At 60.1% G+C, this 15,658-nt stretch carries 12 protein-coding genes; 8 read left to right on the top strand and 4 right to left on the bottom strand.

The features are described 5' to 3' along the window. Positions 1-325 precede the first annotated feature (325 nt). A complete protein-coding gene (gene gpmI / locus ACRRQW_RS16190; protein WP_438482639.1) occupies positions 326-1,918 on the bottom strand; it encodes a 2,3-bisphosphoglycerate-independent phosphoglycerate mutase in 1,593 nt (530 codons plus the stop codon). Between the two features lie 172 nt (positions 1,919-2,090). Here gpmI and hemH point away from each other — a divergent pair, with 172 nt between their 5' ends. Together hemH and ACRRQW_RS16180 are read left to right on the top strand one after the other, a co-directional pair. Further along, a complete protein-coding gene (hemH, locus tag ACRRQW_RS16185; RefSeq protein ID WP_438482638.1) occupies positions 2,091-3,134 on the top strand; it encodes a ferrochelatase in 1,044 nt (347 codons plus the stop codon). A gap of 157 nt (positions 3,135-3,291) precedes the next feature. Then, positions 3,292-5,961 carry a PAS domain-containing hybrid sensor histidine kinase/response regulator gene (locus tag ACRRQW_RS16180; RefSeq protein ID WP_438482637.1) on the top strand — a complete coding sequence of 890 codons (2,670 nt, stop codon included), beginning with the start codon at positions 3,292-3,294 and terminating at the stop codon, positions 5,959-5,961. A 63-nt stretch (positions 5,962-6,024) separates the two neighbouring features. Here ACRRQW_RS16180 and ACRRQW_RS16175 read toward each other — a convergent pair whose 3' ends face one another. From ACRRQW_RS16175 to recF, 3 genes are read right to left on the bottom strand one after another with little or no spacing between them, the layout of a single operon-like run. Beyond that, on the bottom strand, positions 6,025-6,612 hold the full coding sequence (locus tag ACRRQW_RS16175) for a crossover junction endodeoxyribonuclease RuvC (RefSeq protein ID WP_438482636.1): 588 nt from the start codon (positions 6,610-6,612) through the stop codon (positions 6,025-6,027). A gap of 32 nt (positions 6,613-6,644) precedes the next feature. Next, positions 6,645-7,385: a sulfite exporter TauE/SafE family protein gene (locus ACRRQW_RS16170; protein ID WP_438482635.1), complete on the bottom strand. Its 741-nt coding sequence runs from the start codon at positions 7,383-7,385 to the stop codon at positions 6,645-6,647. Then, entirely contained in the window at positions 7,382-8,452 is a 1,071-nt protein-coding gene (recF, locus tag ACRRQW_RS16165) for a DNA replication/repair protein RecF (RefSeq protein ID WP_438482634.1), read from the bottom strand. Before recF ends, ACRRQW_RS16170 begins: the two co-directional genes overlap by 4 nt. Before the next feature lie 149 nt (positions 8,453-8,601). Between recF and ACRRQW_RS16160 the strand changes: the two genes are divergently transcribed. The 6 genes from ACRRQW_RS16160 to ACRRQW_RS16135 all read left to right on the top strand — a co-directional run bounded on the left by ACRRQW_RS16160 (position 8,602) and on the right by ACRRQW_RS16135 (position 15,652). After that, on the top strand, positions 8,602-8,844 hold the full coding sequence (locus ACRRQW_RS16160) for a hypothetical protein (RefSeq protein WP_438482633.1): 243 nt from the start codon (positions 8,602-8,604) through the stop codon (positions 8,842-8,844). Positions 8,845-8,929: 85 nt separating this feature from the next. Beyond that, positions 8,930-9,751: an MBL fold metallo-hydrolase gene (locus tag ACRRQW_RS16155; RefSeq protein WP_438482632.1), complete on the top strand. Its 822-nt coding sequence runs from the start codon at positions 8,930-8,932 to the stop codon at positions 9,749-9,751. A 116-nt stretch (positions 9,752-9,867) separates the two neighbouring features. After that, a complete protein-coding gene (locus ACRRQW_RS16150; RefSeq protein WP_438482631.1) occupies positions 9,868-10,752 on the top strand; it encodes an NAD(P)-dependent oxidoreductase in 885 nt (294 codons plus the stop codon). A gap of 10 nt (positions 10,753-10,762) precedes the next feature. Beyond that, entirely contained in the window at positions 10,763-12,817 is a 2,055-nt protein-coding gene (locus ACRRQW_RS16145) for a transporter substrate-binding domain-containing protein (protein WP_438482630.1), read from the top strand. Beyond that, positions 12,814-14,181 carry an MFS transporter gene (locus ACRRQW_RS16140; protein WP_438482629.1) on the top strand — a complete coding sequence of 456 codons (1,368 nt, stop codon included), beginning with the start codon at positions 12,814-12,816 and terminating at the stop codon, positions 14,179-14,181. The genes ACRRQW_RS16145 and ACRRQW_RS16140 overlap by 4 nt, the downstream gene beginning before the upstream one ends. Before the next feature lie 34 nt (positions 14,182-14,215). Next, positions 14,216-15,652: an ATP-binding protein gene (locus ACRRQW_RS16135; protein WP_438482628.1), complete on the top strand. Its 1,437-nt coding sequence runs from the start codon at positions 14,216-14,218 to the stop codon at positions 15,650-15,652. Positions 15,653-15,658 lie beyond the last annotated feature (6 nt).

The following is a 15,658-nucleotide window of genomic DNA, read 5'->3' as shown; positions in this document are numbered from 1 at the left end:
TTTAGGAACGATGACACAGCGGGAATTTGCGGCGCGTGAGAGAGAGTCCGTGCGCGTCTTCCCGAAGGCGAGGCCATCAACCCCACGAAGCACGATATGCGCGTGCCTGAGCAGGTTGCCCGCTCGCAGTCAACGTGGCGCGCAAGCGCGCCACCTACACTCGGAGCGATAACATGCGGGGCTAATGGCCCCGCCTCCAATCGAAACAAAGGTAGGGGCGGTTATCCCTAACCGCCCTTCGAACGTGATATTACTCACGCGCATCAGGGCCGTTAAGGATAACGGCCCCCTACCCGCCAAACCTAGATCGCAAATTTCAATCCACTCAGCCGACGATCAATCCCTCGCCCGTCATCTCTGCTGGCTTCGGCAAGCCCATTAACTGCAGCACGGTAGGCGCGATGTCGGCAAGACGTCCGCCTTGGCGCAGCTTGGTTTGACCAGCGACGAGGCCCTCGCCCACCGTGAAGACTTCCACGAGGTTCAAGGTGTGCGCCGTGTGCGGGCCGTTGTTGACCGGATCCCACATCTGCTCGGCGTTGCCGTGGTCGGCAAGAATGACGGCTTTGCCGTTTTTCGTCGCGAGCGCGGCGAGCAATTCGCCCAAACCCGCGTCGGTGGCTTCGCAGGCTTTGATGGCGGCGGGCAACGAGCCCGTGTGGCCGACCATGTCGGGGTTCGCGTAATTCACGACGACGAGGCCGAATTTGTCAGACAGGATCGCTTCCTTCGCCAGACGTGTGACTTCGTTCGCCGACATTTCGGGCTGCAGGTCGTAAGTCGCTACCTTCGGGCTCGAAGGACACGCGTTCACCTGGCCGGGGAATGGGTCGTTGCGGTAATTGTTAAAGAAAAACGTCACGTGCGGATTCTTCTCCGTTTCCGCGCAACGGAACTGCCCGATGCCGGCTTTGCTCACGACTTCGCCAAGAATATTTTTTAACGCTTCGGGTTTTCCGGAGACCACGTGCACCGGCAGGCCCGACTCATATTCCGTCATCGTCGCATAGTAGAGATCGAGCTTCTGGCCGCGATCGAACTCTTTAAACCCGTCGATCACGAACGCCTTCGTCAGCTCACGCGGACGATCGCCGCGATAATTATAGAAGAGCACCGCATCGCCGTTTCCGAACGTCGCGACCGGTTTGCCGTCGGCGCCCACAATCCACGTCGCCGGCACGAACTCATCGCCATTCTGCGTCGGGCTCAGCGGATGCGCATAGTAATTCGCGATCGCCGCTTCGGCGTTCGGCGCGGTGGCTTCGGACTTTTTGCCCGTGAGCATGTAATACGCTTTCTGCACGCGCTCCCAGCGGTTGTCGCGATCCATGGCCCAGAAACGGCCGCACACCGTGGCAATTTTGCCGATACCGATTTCGCGAATCTGCGCTTCGACTTGCTGAATGTAGCCGATGCCACTCTGCGGCGGCGTATCGCGTCCGTCGGTGAACGCATGAATGAACACGCGATCCGCGCCGAGTCCGTCTTCCTTGGCTTGACGCAGAATTCCGTAAAGATGCTCCAGCATCCCATGCACGCCGCCATCGGACACGATGCCCATCAGATGCAGTTTCGCCGTCGGCGATGCTTTCACGCGCGCCACGGCGGCCTGCCAGACGGGATTACCGGCGAGCTGTTTTTCGGAAAACAGTTTGTTCAACCGCACCAACTCTTGATCGACGATGCGGCCCGCGCCGATGTTTTCGTGACCAACCTCGCTGTTGCCCATCTGCCCGTCAGGCAAACCAACATCGAGGCCCGACGCTTTCACGAGCGTAACGGGGTAGTTTGCATGGAGCAGATCATCCGCGGGCTTCTTGGCGAGTTTCACGGCATTGTAGCCATCTTGTTCAGGGTGCGGGTTGCTGCCCCAACCATCGCGAATCACGAGAAGAACCGGAGGACGTGCTGAATTCATAGAAATAGTGCGGCCAACACACCACCGCTCCGGGCGGCTCTCAACTATTATTTGAGTCACGCGTTCACCGCCCCGTGGTTGCGGCTGTTGCGGCCTATCGGCGCGGCTAATGTCGGCCCGCCCCGGCACTCGCGAGTTTGACAAAATCCCCGCCGAACAGACCCTTCGAGCCATGGCTACCCAGGCGGTTTTGCTGCTCAACTTAGGTTCACCCGACTCGACGTCCGTTTCCGACGTGAAACGCTACTTGCGCGAATTCCTCGGCGACGAACGCGTGATCGACAAACCAAACTCAAAGTTCCTGCGCAACCTCCTCGTCAACGGCATCATCATTCCGTTTCGCGCGAAAAACTCCGCCCACGCCTACTCCACCATTTGGACCGACGAAGGTTCACCGCTCATCGTCACGAGCAAACGCACGCACGCGGCGTTGCAGAAACGCGTCCGTGATTTGCCGATCGAACTCGCGATGAACTACGGCAACCCGTCGATTCCTGACGTGCTCGCCAAACTCGCCTCGCAAGGCGTGGACGAACTGCTCCTCTTCCCGCAATATCCGCATTACGCGATGTCGAGTTGGGAAACCGTGGTCGCCAAAGTGCATCGCGAAGCCGCAAAAATCGCCCCCGAGATGCACATCGAGTGCGTGCGGCCGTATTTCGCCGACGCCGATTACATCGACGCCCTCGTCGAGAGCGCGCGCCCGTATTTAAACAAGCCGCACGATCACCTGCTCTTCAGCTACCACAGCATCCCGAAACGTCATTTGACCAAAGCGGATTCCTCGAAGGCGCACTGCCAGGTGCTCGGTGATTGTTGCACCAATTATTCTCCGGCCCACGCGACCTGCTACAAAGCGCAAGTCACGCAAACCACCCTCGCCTTCGCGAAAAAAGCCGGCCTGCGTCCGGGCAAATGGTCGATCGCTTTCCAATCGCGCCTCGCCAACGAACCGTGGCTCGAGCCTTACACGGATTTCGAAATGAAACGTCTCGCCAAGGAAGGCACGAAAAACCTCCTCGTGATCACGCCGGCATTTGTGACCGACTGTTTGGAAACGCTCGAAGAAATCCGCGTGCGCGGCGCGGAGGATTTCACTGAAGCCGGTGGCCAGAAATTCGAAGCCATTCCGTGCCTCAACGACCAGCCCGTGTGGATCGACTTTCTCGAAAAACGCGTGCGCCAGTGGCAGCAAAGCGGCGCGGTCTGCGTGTGACGAACGGCCAGCAAAGGTCAGCTTGCTGAAATGCCGCCCCGTCACTTGACACTTAATAGGTGTCAAGTGACACGACTCACGAACGCTGCGATGCGTTCGATTATGAAACTCTTTGCTCGCGGCCACGACGTCGTCCGTTAAAACCGGCGGCGAAAGCGTGAGTCCGCCCTCCCCACAACCCACCGCCAGCGCCGTCCTCGTATTTACTGCCGACGGACGCGTCCAACTTGCCGACGCCGCCGCGCGTGCGTTCTGGCAGGTCTCCGGCGATGAGTTGCTCAATGAGCGCGCGCCTAATCTCTTCACGTTCGACATGACGTCGGATGAACCGGACTGGCTCGATACGCAGTGGGAAATTCTCGTCGCTTCCGCCGTCGACCAACCGCTCGACATCAAGCTGCAACCACGGGGCGCGAGCGCGTTCGAAGTCCGCCTGCGCTTGGAAAAATGCGGGAGCAATCCCGTGAGTTACCTCGCGCACGTCGAACTGCCGGGCGCGCAAACGCGTCCCGCCGCCGCTCCCGCCGTGGCACCCGTCATCGCAGCCCCGGCGAGTCCGGCGAATAATTTCATCGGTCAACTCACCGAGCGCAGCCCGCTGGGTTTCTTCGATCTGAATTTCCTCAAGAACGAAGTCCACTACTCCACGACGTGGAAGCAGATGCTCGGCTACACCGATGCCACGCTGCCGGATACTTACCAGAGTTGGACCACCCTGCTTCATCCCGACGACTCCGCCGCCGCGCCAGATCAACAAGGCAACGCCAGCGGCACGCGTCCGTTCTCGCTCGAATACCGGATGAAGCACGCAGACGGTCACTACGTCTGGCTGCACAGCGCGGGCGTGCAAATCTACGGGCCCAACGGCGCCCTCCAACGCGTCACCGGCGCACACCTCAATGTCACGGAGCGCAAGGAATTCGAAGAAGCCGGTCTCCGCGCCGAGGAACGTTTGCAGCAACTCGGGGGCCGCGGCCGCGTCGGGATGTTCGACCTCGATTTCGCGAATCACAATTTTTGGTTCTCGCCCGGCTTGCGCACGTTGCTCGGTTACGAGGAAAACGAACTGCCCAACTCACTCGAATCGTTCCTGCTCACGTTGCCGATCGAAGACACAACGGGCGGCCTGCAAAGTTATTTCCTCTCCCAGCAGCCGAATCATCTCTCGTATTTCGACACGTTGCGGATGCGGCGTCGCGATAATCACGAGACGCTCGTTTACGCGGTCATCGTTCGCCAGCTCTCGCGCAAAAAAGAACTGCAACGCGTCCTCGGCTTCGTGTTACCCATGCCGGAAGGCAACGAAGCTCCCGCGCAAACCGGTGGCCTCGCCCCCGAGAGCCTCGCGGCGTTGCTCGGCGAATTGCGCGAAGCCATCCTCGTCGCCAACGCCGACGGCCAGATCATCGAGCTCAATGCCAAAGCGGAAAAACTCCTCGGCCGCACCACCGCCCAATGCCTCGGTTCGCAAGCCGGCGACACGTTCCGCCTCATTCATCGTCTGAGCAAACAACCCGGCGAAAGTCCCATCGCCAAAGCACTCACCACCGGTGAAGCCACGCCGCTCAACGCTGAGTTTTTCCTCGAAAACGGCACGACCACGCCGCTGCCGATCGCGTTTAGCGCGCGGCCGGTGGTCGATCCCGCCGGCTCGCCGATCGGTGCTGTCGTGGTGTTTCGTAATCCCGACGAGATGACGCTCACGCCCGAGGAACTCATCCGCGCCAACCGTTTCGAAGCGCTCGGTCAACTCGCCGGCGGCATCGCGCACGATTACAACAATCTGCTCACCACGATTCTCGGCGGCGTCTCGATGGCGAAAGACGCCCGCGATTTCTCTTCGCTCGAGAACAGCGAGCGCGCCTGCATGGCCGCGAAAGGCCTGAGCAAACAGCTCCTCAATTTCGCCAAAGGCGGCACCGCAGTCCGCCAGGTCGTGAAGCCTTCAGAAATTCTCGCCGACGCCGTGCGCCTCGCCGCCGCGGGCGCGAGCACGAAGATCGAGGTCGGCGTCGCCGCCGACACGAGCACCATTTGCGTGGATCGCGGGCAAATGCTGCAGGTTTTCCAGAACCTCATTATCAACGCCATCCAGGCGATGCCCGCTGCGCACAAAGGCCACATCTGGATCAACGCCGGTAACATCAAGCTGGAAGACGGCCAGGTCGCGCCGCTTGCCGCCGGCACTTACGTCGCGTTCGAAGTCCGCGACAACGGCAGCGGCATCAAGCCCGAGCACCTGAACAAAATTTTCGATCCGTTTTTTACCACGAAAAAAACCGGCACCGGTCTCGGCCTGGCCACCGTGCTTTCCATCGTGAAACGCCACGGCGGCCAAATGGGCCTCGATTCGGAAGTCGGCAACGGCACGACGTTCACCGTGTTTCTCCCGCAAGCTGACAAGCCCATCGAAGTTGAGGCCCGCCGTCCGGCGACCCTGCGCTTCGGCACCGGCCGCGTGTTGTTCATGGACGACGACGAACAAATTTCCCAACTCACCGGCGGGATGCTCACGAGTCTCGGCTACAAATTCGACCTCGCGAAAAACGGCGAGGAAGCTGTCCAACTCTACAAGCGCTACCTCAACATCGGCCGCCCCTACGATGTGGTGATCATGGATCTCACCGTCATCGGCGGCATGGGCGGCGAACAAACGTTCAAAGTCCTCCGCGAACTCGATCCCGACGTGCGCGCGATTGTCGCCAGCGGTTACGACAACGACGACATGGCGCGCCAGTTTCTCAACATGGGTTTCCTCGGCTACCTCACGAAGCCCTACCGCGTCGCCGACCTCGGCCGAATTCTCCGCACGGTTTTAGGTAAGTAGTCGGAGCGACGTTACCGCAGCGCGCGAATAACGCGCTGAGGCTAGCGCGTTCCACCTTGAGCCTCACTCTCGCCACGTAAATGCATGGCAAAGCGCCACGCCCGCGGCGTCCGCTTCGTCAAACGCCATCGCGCGTCCGTGGCCGAGTAGCGACATCACCGTGCGCGCCATCTGGTCTTTGCTCGCGCGGCCTTGCCCGACCACGGCGAGTTTCACGCGCAACGGCGCATATTCGAACACCTCTTTCTGCTTCAGCGCCGCCGCCGAAATTGCGGCTCCGCGCGCCGCACCCAGAATTTGCGCCGTCTGAAAATTTTGCACGTAGATCGTCTGTTCCAGCGCCACGTGGTTCGGATCGAAATCGCTCACGAATGCCGCGACGGCGCGATGAATTTCTCCGAGGCAATGCGCCATCGTCTGGCTCGCGGGGATTTTCACGGTCTGGCACCGCAACATCACCGGCTGACGTCCCGGCACAAATTCAATCAGAGCCAAACCGGTGCCGCGCAAACTCGGATCGATCCCCAACACGCGACCGTTAAACGCCGAGCGCGGTTGCAGACCCGCCGCCTGCGCCGTCGGCCATTCTTTGGGGGCGAGTTTGCCCTCAAGTTTGGCTTTCCACATGAGTCTGACGGACGAACTGGCCATGGTGTGTGCCGAGCGTTGTTACGGCTTTCGCGTCAAAATACCAGCAGCTTCACAATCGCGAGCGCCGCGAGCACCAACACCACGCTTTCAAACATCCGCTGATTCACGCGTTCCACGACCGGCCGCCCGAGCAACGCCCCCGCCGCGACCGCCGGAAACAGCCACAGGTTGAGTTTGAAACTTTCCATGTTGATCAGCCCGAGATGCACCATGAACGGCACCTTGATCCAATTGATCACGAGAAAAAACGCCGCGCCCGTTCCGAGAAACTCCAGCTTGTTCAGCCGCATCGCCAAAAGATAAAGCGCCATCACTGGTCCCGCCGCGTTCGCCATCATCGTGGTCAAGCCGGCGAACAATCCCATCACTGGAGCAAACCACGCCGGCGCGTGCCTCGCCGCTTCGTCCGCCTGCCCACGTTGACGCCATAAATGCAACGCGAGCATCACGGCAAGGATCGCGCCGATCACCCGCGACATCTGCGCATCGTTCACCAGCCCGAGCGCCCACCACCCAAGCAACACGCCCGCCAGCGCCCACGGCATCAACGTGCCGACGCGTCGCCATTGGAGATTTTTTCGGTAAACAAAAAACGCGAATAGATCCGCAAGCACCAGTAACGGCAGCACCACGCCCGTCGCCTGTCGCGCGGGAATGATGTTCGGAAAAATCGCCACGAACAAAATCGACGTCCCCGGAATGCCCGTTTTCGAAAATCCCGCCACCGCTGCACCGACGACCAGCAACGTCCATTGCCAGGGCTCGAAGCTCATAAAATTTTACCGTCCTCCACCGTCAACACCTGCCACGACGCCGCGTCCGCTTCAGGCAGGCTCGTGCCCGACGCGATCACTTGCGGGTCTCCTTCCAGCGAGTTCCAAAATTTCACCCGGCGCGAGGGATCGAGTTCACCCAACACATCGTCGCAGAGCAGCACCGGCGTGAGACCGCACTTCAGTTTAAAATACGCCGCCTGAGCCAGTCGCAACGCGATCACGAGACATCGTTGCTGGCCTTCGGACGCGAATTGCTTCGCCGGACGCCCGTTGAGCAACACCTCCAAGTCATCGCGATGGAGGCCACGCTCCGTGGATTTCACCAACGTGTCGCGCGGGCGATTCTTAACGAGCAATGCCGCGAATTCTTCCCGCACCGTCACGGCAGTATCCGGTGAGTAAACGAGGCCCGCCTGCTCGCCTTCCGGCACGAGCTTCGCATGCGCCGCGCGGAACAAGTCGCTTAGTTCCTGCACTCCGGCTGCGCGTTTCGCGAAAAGGACGACCGCATGCCCCGCGAGTTCATGCTCGAACGCATCAAGCGCGCCGGCATCCCGCCCGCCTTGCTTGAGCAGCATATTCCGTTCAGCCACGGCGCGCGTGTAAGCCTGCAACGAGGTGAGATAACTCGCGTCCATCGCCGCCAGCGTCAGATCCAGCCACCGCCGTCGCAGCGAGGGCGAGCCGCGCAAAAACTGATTATCCTGCGACGAAAATGTCACCGTGGGAAACTTGCCGATAAATTCCGCGAGCCGCGTGACTTTGCCCTGTTCCCACATCACATCCCGCCCTTGCGACGTGAGCGTCACCGTGATGCGGCTTTCGCCATATTGTTCGTGTTCCAACGAAAACGCCATGCCGGCCTGCGGCTGCCCCAGCGCAATCAACGCCCGCGTCTCTGCGCCGCGAAAAGACCGCAACGCCGTCACATACCCCGCCGCCTCGATAAAATTCGTTTTCCCCTGCGCATTCTGTCCGCACAAAAACGTGCGCCTCCCGCGCAATGTCACCTGGACAAGCGGCAAGTTGCGAAAATTCTGCAATGTAATGCGAGTGAAGCGCATGAAGGAAGCGCTTCAGCAAATGCAGTAACGCCGTCAAAGGAATCTCTTTCTATCGCGACCTTTTTGCGCGCCTAATTCCCTTTCGCGCCTTCAAAGCCTTAGCGCTTGTCGAACGCGCGCGCGGTCATTGATGTCGAGGCCAGCAACTCATGGCTGAAAGCGACTATCCCTTCCAAATCGGCAAACATTACCGTGTCCTCAAGTCGTTTGCTGCGCTCCGTGACCGATTTGTAGAGAACGAAACGCTGCGCTACACCGGTAGCGCGTATTCGCGCTACGATGGCTATACGGGTCACTTTTTCGCGGACGCCACGGGCGGCGGGCGCACCTGGGATGTGGCCGACGATGAGTCGGTGGAGATTTGGCGCGGGCTATTTGCCGAAATTACCTAGAATCAAGCCACGGACTGTCCGCCGAACCAGTTAAGGCCGAAAGAGGCTGCTTGCGATGGTGCGGGCTTTCGCAAATGAGTGAGAGATGCCGCGTATTCCCCTCGAAGACAATTTTGCCGACGTCATCAACAAGACTCAGCGTGGTCGCAAGATCAGTGACGCCGACCTCGCCGCCAAAGCCGGCATTACCGCCGAGGAACTCGCTGCGGTCAAAGGCGGCGAGATTCGCGAAAACACCCTGCTCGCGCTCGCCCCTGCCCTGCAGCTGGGGCGCAATTCCCTTTTGGCGATGGCCCGCAAGGAATGGTATCCCGAGCAGCCCATTTTCCCGCGCGGCTTTGCGATGTTTAACACGCCGTTCGAAGACATGACGGTGAACAGTTACCTCGTCTGGGACAAAAAGACCAAGCTCGCCGCCGCTTTTGATACCGGTGCCTCCGCCGACTCCATGTTGGACACCGTAGCCTCAGAAGGACTCACCCTGCGCTATGTGTTCATCACCCACACTCACGACGACCATATCGCCGACCTCGACCGCGTGGCTGCGACCAATGCCGAGATCTGGGCTAGCGAACTCGAGCCCGTGGAACGCCCCGGCGCCAAAACCTTCCAGGAAAACGCCCATTTCCACCTCGGCGAACTCTCCATCAAAACGCTGTTCACGTGGGGCCACTCGCCCGGCATGACGACTTTCTACGTCACCGGGCTGGCGTGGCCGCTGGCAATTGTCGGCGATTCCATTTTCGCGAGTTCGATGGGCGGCAGCCCGACGCATTTCGAAATGCAGCTGCGCAACAATCAGCAGAAAATCCTCAAGCTTCCCGCCGACACCGTGATCGCCGGCGGCCATGGGCCGCTGACTACGCTCAAGCAAGAGAAGCAACATAACCCGTTTTTCGCCCGTTAACCGCTCGGGCGAAGCTGGAGTTCGCGGATAAATTTTTACGGTCTCGTGAAGATTTTTGTCGCGCCCTCCGGCATGCGCCCAGCTTCACTCGAAACCTATAACTACCCTGTCATCTCATGTCTGATAAAATCGCTTTTGTAGGAACTGGCCGCATGGGCGGCAACATGGCCCGCCGGCTTAAAGAGTGCGGCTTTACCGTCGCCGCCGTTTACGATGCCCACGCCCCCATCGCGCAAGAACTCGCGGCCGAACTCGGCGCGAAACATGCCACGACGCTCGCCGAAGTCACCGCCAGCGCCGACGTGATCATCACCGTGGTGACCGACGACGCGGCGCAGTTAAACGTATTCGCCGAATCCGGCGACTCGTTGCTCACCGGGGCGAAAGGAAAAATCTTCATCAACTGCGCCACGCTCACGCCGAACGTGCACGTGGAAGTCGAACGCCGCGCCAAAGCCGTCGGTGCGCAATCGCTCGAAGGCTGCATGGCGTCGAGCATCCCGCAGGCGCGCAACGGCACGCTCTATCTCATGTGCGGCGGCGACAAAGCCACGTTCGATCGCGTGTTGCCCATTCTCGAAAAACTCAGCAGTGCGCTGCGTTACATCGGGCCGGCCGGCACGGCCGCGCAGGTGAAGGCGCTCGTCAACATGGTCATGAACATCAACACCGCCGGCCTCGCCGAAGGCCTCGGTCTGGGTCAGGCCCTCGGGTTGAATCTGGACATGTTACGCGAAGTTTTTCTGCAAACCGGCGCGAACTCGCAGGTGTTGAAAACCGACGGCGAAGACATGCAAAACCGCGCGCACGATTGTTATTTCTCCGGTGCGCACGCCGCGAAGGATTCCGGCATCGCCTACCAACTCGGCGTCGACACCGGCCTCAAGCTGCCGCTCGCGAAAGCCACGAAAGAGCAATTCGACCGCATGGTCGCACTCAATCTCGGCGGCCTCGATAAATCAGGCGTTGCCGAACTCACCTTCAAGGGCCGCCACGCTTAAAGCGTAAACCATGCGGCGCGTCGTTACCGTTTTCCTCCTCCTCGCCTTCGGGTCGGTGGCGTGGACCGCGGGCGACGACGAGCCAGCTTCACGTCTGTGGCGCGTCGGGGTTGAAACCAACACCGCGCCCTACAGTTTCGCCGACGCCAATAACCGCCCCGACGGTTTCGCGGTCGGGTTGTTGCGGGAAATTGAAAAAACGGAAGGCCTGTCGTTCGATTACGTTTTGCTGGATCGGTCACGACTCACGGAAGCGCTCACCAGCGGGCGCATCGATGTCCTCAGCAACATCGCCGATACGCCGGAACGGCGCGCGTATCTGGATTTTTCCACGACGACCACGGTGATGCCCGGCCGCATCTTCATGCGCAAAGACCGCTCGCCGCCGAAGGATCTGAGCGAACTCACCGGGCTGCGCATCGCGACGGTGCGTGGTTCCCGCGCCGAGGAATATCTCCGCGACAACCCCTTTGGTTTGGTAACCGAGTATCATAACAGCTACCTCGAATCCATCACCGCGCTGCTTGATAATCGCGCGGACGCCATCCTCGCCAACGAATCCGTCACCGTAAAATTCCTGAGCCAAAACAATATCGCCGGGATTACCGCCATTCCCCTCGAATTGCCTGGCTTCGATTATCGCATGCATTTCGGTCTGGCCAAAAACCATCCGGAACTCCTCGCGAAACTTAACGAAGGCCTCGCCGAATTACACCGCAACGGCAATTACGATCAGCTCCACGAAAAATGGCTCGGACGCCTGAAGCGGCCACCGCTGCGTTTGGAGGACCTGCTGCCTTACCTGCTGCCGATGCTGGCCATCGCGGTAATCATTCTTGCCGTGCTCATCTGGCAACGCGCGCTCCTGCAACGCGTCTCCAATCAAGCCCAGGCCATCCGCGAAAACGAAGAGCGCCTGCGTCTCGTCTTCGAAGGCAGTCAGGACGGTTTCTGGGATTGGGAAGTTTCCGCCGGCCGCATCCTGCGCAGCCCGCGCTGGGCCGGCATGCTCGGCTACACATTGGAGGAAATCGGCCCGGCTCGTGAATCGTTTCTCCGGCTGATTCACCCTGATGATCGCTTGATGATGGATGAAGATTACCAACTCCTCCTTAAGGGAAAGGATCAGTTTCACATGGAGTTTCGCATGCGCGCAAAATCCGGCGAATGGAAGTGGATCATGGACCGCGGCAAAGTCATCTCGCGCCACCCTAGCACAGGCGCGCCCATCCGCATCACGGGCACACACACCGACATCACCGATCGTAAACAAGCCGAGGAACAAGCCGATCGCCTCGAGCACAAGATGCGGGAAACGCAAAAACTCGAAAGCCTCGGCGTCCTCGCGGGCGGCATCGCGCACGATTTCAACAATCTCCTCACAGTCATTCTGGGCAACGCCACCCTTGCCCGGATGGACGCGCAAATTTCCCCCGCCAACGAAGAGCGCCTCAACAACGTCACCACCTCCGCCCAGCGCGCCGCCGAACTTTGCCACCAACTCCTCGCCTACGCCGGCCGCGCCAGTTACTCCACGGAACGCGTCAACCTGAGCGACGTTGTCACGGAAACGACGCGCCTGCTGGAAATGTCGATCGGCAAGCAAGCGAAACTCGCTTTCAGCCTCGCAGAGAATCTCCCGCTCATCGAAGCCGATGCCGCGCAACTCCGGCAAGTGATCATGAATCTGGTCATCAACGCGTCGGAATCGCTGGGCTCGAAATCAGGCGTGATTGAAATCAGCACGTGCGACTCGAAATTGTGCAGTCCTGAGTCCAACGGCCTCGCGCCATCCGACGAATTCGTTTGCCTGTGCGTCACCGACAACGGCGCCGGCATGACGCCCGAAGTGCTCGCGCGAATTTTCGATCCATTCTTCACGACGAAATTTGCCGGGCGTGGCCTCGGTCTCGCCGCCGTGCAAGGCATCGTGCGCGCCCATCGTGGTTCGCTGAAAGTGGAAAGCATTCCGGGACGCGGCTCGGTCTTCCGTTTGTTCCTACCGGTCGCGAGTTCAGTCAAGGCCACGCCAGCGATCACGCCTGCGGCTGCGGTTATGGTATGAGCAACGGTGCCCGCGATCCCTACGCGGCGTTGCGCCACGCCGGCTACCGGCATTTTTTAGCAGGAAATTTTCTTTCCACGCTCGGACGTCAGGCGATGAACGTCGCTGCCGCGTGGCAAATCTATCAGTGGACGAATTCCGCCACCGCGCTCGGCCTCGTCGGATTTGTCAATGTGCTGCCGTTACTCGTGTTGACGTTGCCGGCCGGAGTGCTCGCGGATCGGGTCGACCGGCGCGTGATTCTTCGCCGGGCAATGGCCGCCTCGGCGTTGTTATCCGGCGCGCTGGCTGCCGTGAGTTTTTATCACGCAAGGATTCCCGCCTGGCCCGTGCTCGCGCACGCGAACGAGGCGCTGCGCAGCATTGCGATTTTTTTCGAACGTCACGCCGACCCTACCACGCTGCACTTCGACAATCCCGCGCTGCCGCTGGTTTATTTATTACTGTTCGGAAGCGCGATCGTGCGTGTGCTTTCGAGTCCCGCCCGCGCCGCCATCGTGCCGTTGCTCATCCCCGGATCCGCGCTGGGGAATGCGGTCACGTGGAGTTCGAGCGCGTTTGAACTCTCAACCGTGGTCGGTCCCGCATTCGGCGGCATCATCGTCGCAGTTGCGGGCTACTCCGCTGTTTATGCGCTCGATATGGCCGCGTGTGTGGCGTTTGGCCTGCTTTTGCTGGGGGTAAAATTTTCCGCGGCGCCCGCCCCGGCGTCTACGGAACGGCCCGCAATGTTTGCCGGCGTCAGTTTCATGTGGAATAACAAGCGCATCCTCGGCGCGATGACCCTGGATTTATTCGCGGTGCTGCTGGGCGGCGCAACGGCACTGCTGCCAATCTATGCGGATAAGATTCTCCACGTCGGCCCGGTCGGCCTCGGCTGGCTGCGCGCGGCTCCCGCGATCGGGGCCATTGCGATGGCGATGATCACCACGCATCTGCCCCCAGCGCGCCGACCGGGTATATTAATGCTGTGGTCGGTCGCGGGATTCGGTGCGGCGATTGGAATTTTCAGTGTATCGACCACGTTCTGGCTATCGCTGGTGGCGCTGTTTTTCACCGGGGTGTTCGACAATGTCAGCGTCGTCGTTCGTCACTCGCTCGTGCAGCTCATGACGCCTGACGTGCTCCGTGGGCGCGTAACGGCGGTCAACCAATTGTTCATCGGCTCCTCGAATGAAATCTCCGCGATGCGCGCCGGGTTTTCCGCAGCGCTTTTCGGACCGGTGCTGGCTGCCGGTGTAGGCGGAATCGGCACGATTCTGGTCACGTTGGGCATCGCTTATTTCGTGCCTTCGCTGCGCAGCGTGCCGCCGTTGAACGAGATAAAGCCGGAGCCCCGCGAACCGTCGGCTAAAACAAGTTAGACACGTTCGGGAATTTCCGTTGCACTGGCCGCACATGGGCCAAAAGCGCAAATTGGTGATGGTTTATGGGTTGGTGTTCAGCCTGATCGCTGCGCTCGCCACAATTATTCTGCAGGACGATCTGCGTGAGAAACTGGGTGACACCTATTATGTCATCGGCCTGTCAATCATCGGTTGCGTGCTGCTCGTGCTCACTGGCTACGTCTGGGATCGGGCGCTTTGGTCGCGCATCAAAGCCCTCGGCGTCAAAGCCGATTCGATCAAACTTAACAGCGATAGCCCGTTTGAAATCTCGCCGCAGCCGCTGACCGATCCCGATCAGGACGAGATCATCGGCCTCGCCCAGCGCATCGAACGCATGGCTCGCTCCATGCAACGCGTCGACGCCAACTACCGCGGCATCGTGGAAGACCAGTTCGATTTAATCTGCCGCTACCTGCCGGACGGACGCCTGACCTTCGTCAATGGCGCCTACTGTCGTTTTTACCACGCCAAGCGCAGCGACCTCATCGGCCAGCAATTCACCGGCCTCGCCAGTAGCAGCCCGTTGCCGTGGACGGACAATCCTGCCATCCAAACCTACGAGCAGGAAATCATCGCCAAAGGAAAAATCACGTGGCTCCAGTGGGCGGTGCGCGAAATCCGCGATCCCGACAACAAGCTTTCCGAATATCAAGCCGTCGGCCACGACATCACTGCCCGCAAAACTTCCGAAAACGCGCTGCACGACGCCAAAGAGGCCGCCGAAAGCGCCAATCGCGCCAAAGGCGAATTCCTCGCCATCGTCTCCCACGAAATCCGCACGCCTATCAGCGGCGTGCTGGGCTTCGCAGACATCTTAAATGAAACATCGCTGAATGCTGAGCAGCGCGAATACGTCCAGCTCATCCAAAAAAGCGGCGAAGCGCTGCTGCTTCTGATCAACGACCTGCTCGATATCGAAAAAATCGAAGCCGGCAAAATCGAACTCGAATCCGAGCCGTTCTCCCCGCGCCGCTGCATCGAAGAAGTCGTCGATTTCTTCAGCCCGAAAGCGCGCCTCTCGAATCTTAAAATTGAAGCGCAGATCCCGCCGGATCTTCCGCCCTTCGTCATCGGCGACATTTACCGCCTGCGCCAGATCCTGATCAATCTCGTCGGCAACTCAGTGAAATTCACCAGCAGTGGCAGCGTCACCGTCAGCGTCGAAGCCGTGCCACTCGATTCCCATGCGCAAAATGCCGTGCTGCGTTTCTGCGTCAGCGATACGGGCGTCGGCATTCCTCCGGAAAAAATTGCCGCACTCTTCAAGCCTTTCAGCCAGGTCGGCGCATCCACGAGCCGCACGTATGGCGGCACCGGCCTCGGCTTGAGCATCTGCAAACGACTGTGCGAACTCATGGGCGGAAACATCAGTGTTGAAAGCACCCCTGGCGCAGGCTCGAAATTCATTTTCACCGTCCGCTGCAAGCTCGCCCCGCGCGCGGCGTAACCTGCG

The organism is Oleiharenicola lentus, assembly GCF_051660365.1.
GTDB lineage: Bacteria > Verrucomicrobiota > Verrucomicrobiia > Opitutales > Opitutaceae > Lacunisphaera > Lacunisphaera lenta_A.
The sequence above is the reverse complement of the archived record's forward strand: the minus strand, read 5'-3'. Positions and strand labels throughout refer to the sequence as shown.

Excerpts from the sequence above, each read along its gene's own strand:
- gpmI (WP_438482639.1), bottom strand. The coding sequence starts at position 1,918 with ATGAATTCAGCACGTCCTCCGGTTCTTCTCGTGATTCGCGATGGTTGG.
- hemH (WP_438482638.1), top strand. The coding sequence starts at position 2,091 with ATGGCTACCCAGGCGGTTTTGCTGCTCAACTTAGGTTCACCCGACTCG.
- ACRRQW_RS16175 (WP_438482636.1), bottom strand. The coding sequence starts at position 6,612 with ATGGCCAGTTCGTCCGTCAGACTCATGTGGAAAGCCAAACTTGAGGGC.
- ACRRQW_RS16170 (WP_438482635.1), bottom strand. The coding sequence starts at position 7,385 with ATGAGCTTCGAGCCCTGGCAATGGACGTTGCTGGTCGTCGGTGCAGCG.
- recF (WP_438482634.1), bottom strand. The coding sequence starts at position 8,452 with ATGCGCTTCACTCGCATTACATTGCAGAATTTTCGCAACTTGCCGCTT.
- ACRRQW_RS16160 (WP_438482633.1), top strand. The coding sequence starts at position 8,602 with ATGGCTGAAAGCGACTATCCCTTCCAAATCGGCAAACATTACCGTGTC.
- ACRRQW_RS16155 (WP_438482632.1), top strand. The coding sequence starts at position 8,930 with ATGCCGCGTATTCCCCTCGAAGACAATTTTGCCGACGTCATCAACAAG.
- ACRRQW_RS16150 (WP_438482631.1), top strand. The coding sequence starts at position 9,868 with ATGTCTGATAAAATCGCTTTTGTAGGAACTGGCCGCATGGGCGGCAAC.
- ACRRQW_RS16145 (WP_438482630.1), top strand. The coding sequence starts at position 10,763 with ATGCGGCGCGTCGTTACCGTTTTCCTCCTCCTCGCCTTCGGGTCGGTG.
- ACRRQW_RS16140 (WP_438482629.1), top strand. The coding sequence starts at position 12,814 with ATGAGCAACGGTGCCCGCGATCCCTACGCGGCGTTGCGCCACGCCGGC.
- ACRRQW_RS16135 (WP_438482628.1), top strand. The coding sequence starts at position 14,216 with ATGGGCCAAAAGCGCAAATTGGTGATGGTTTATGGGTTGGTGTTCAGC.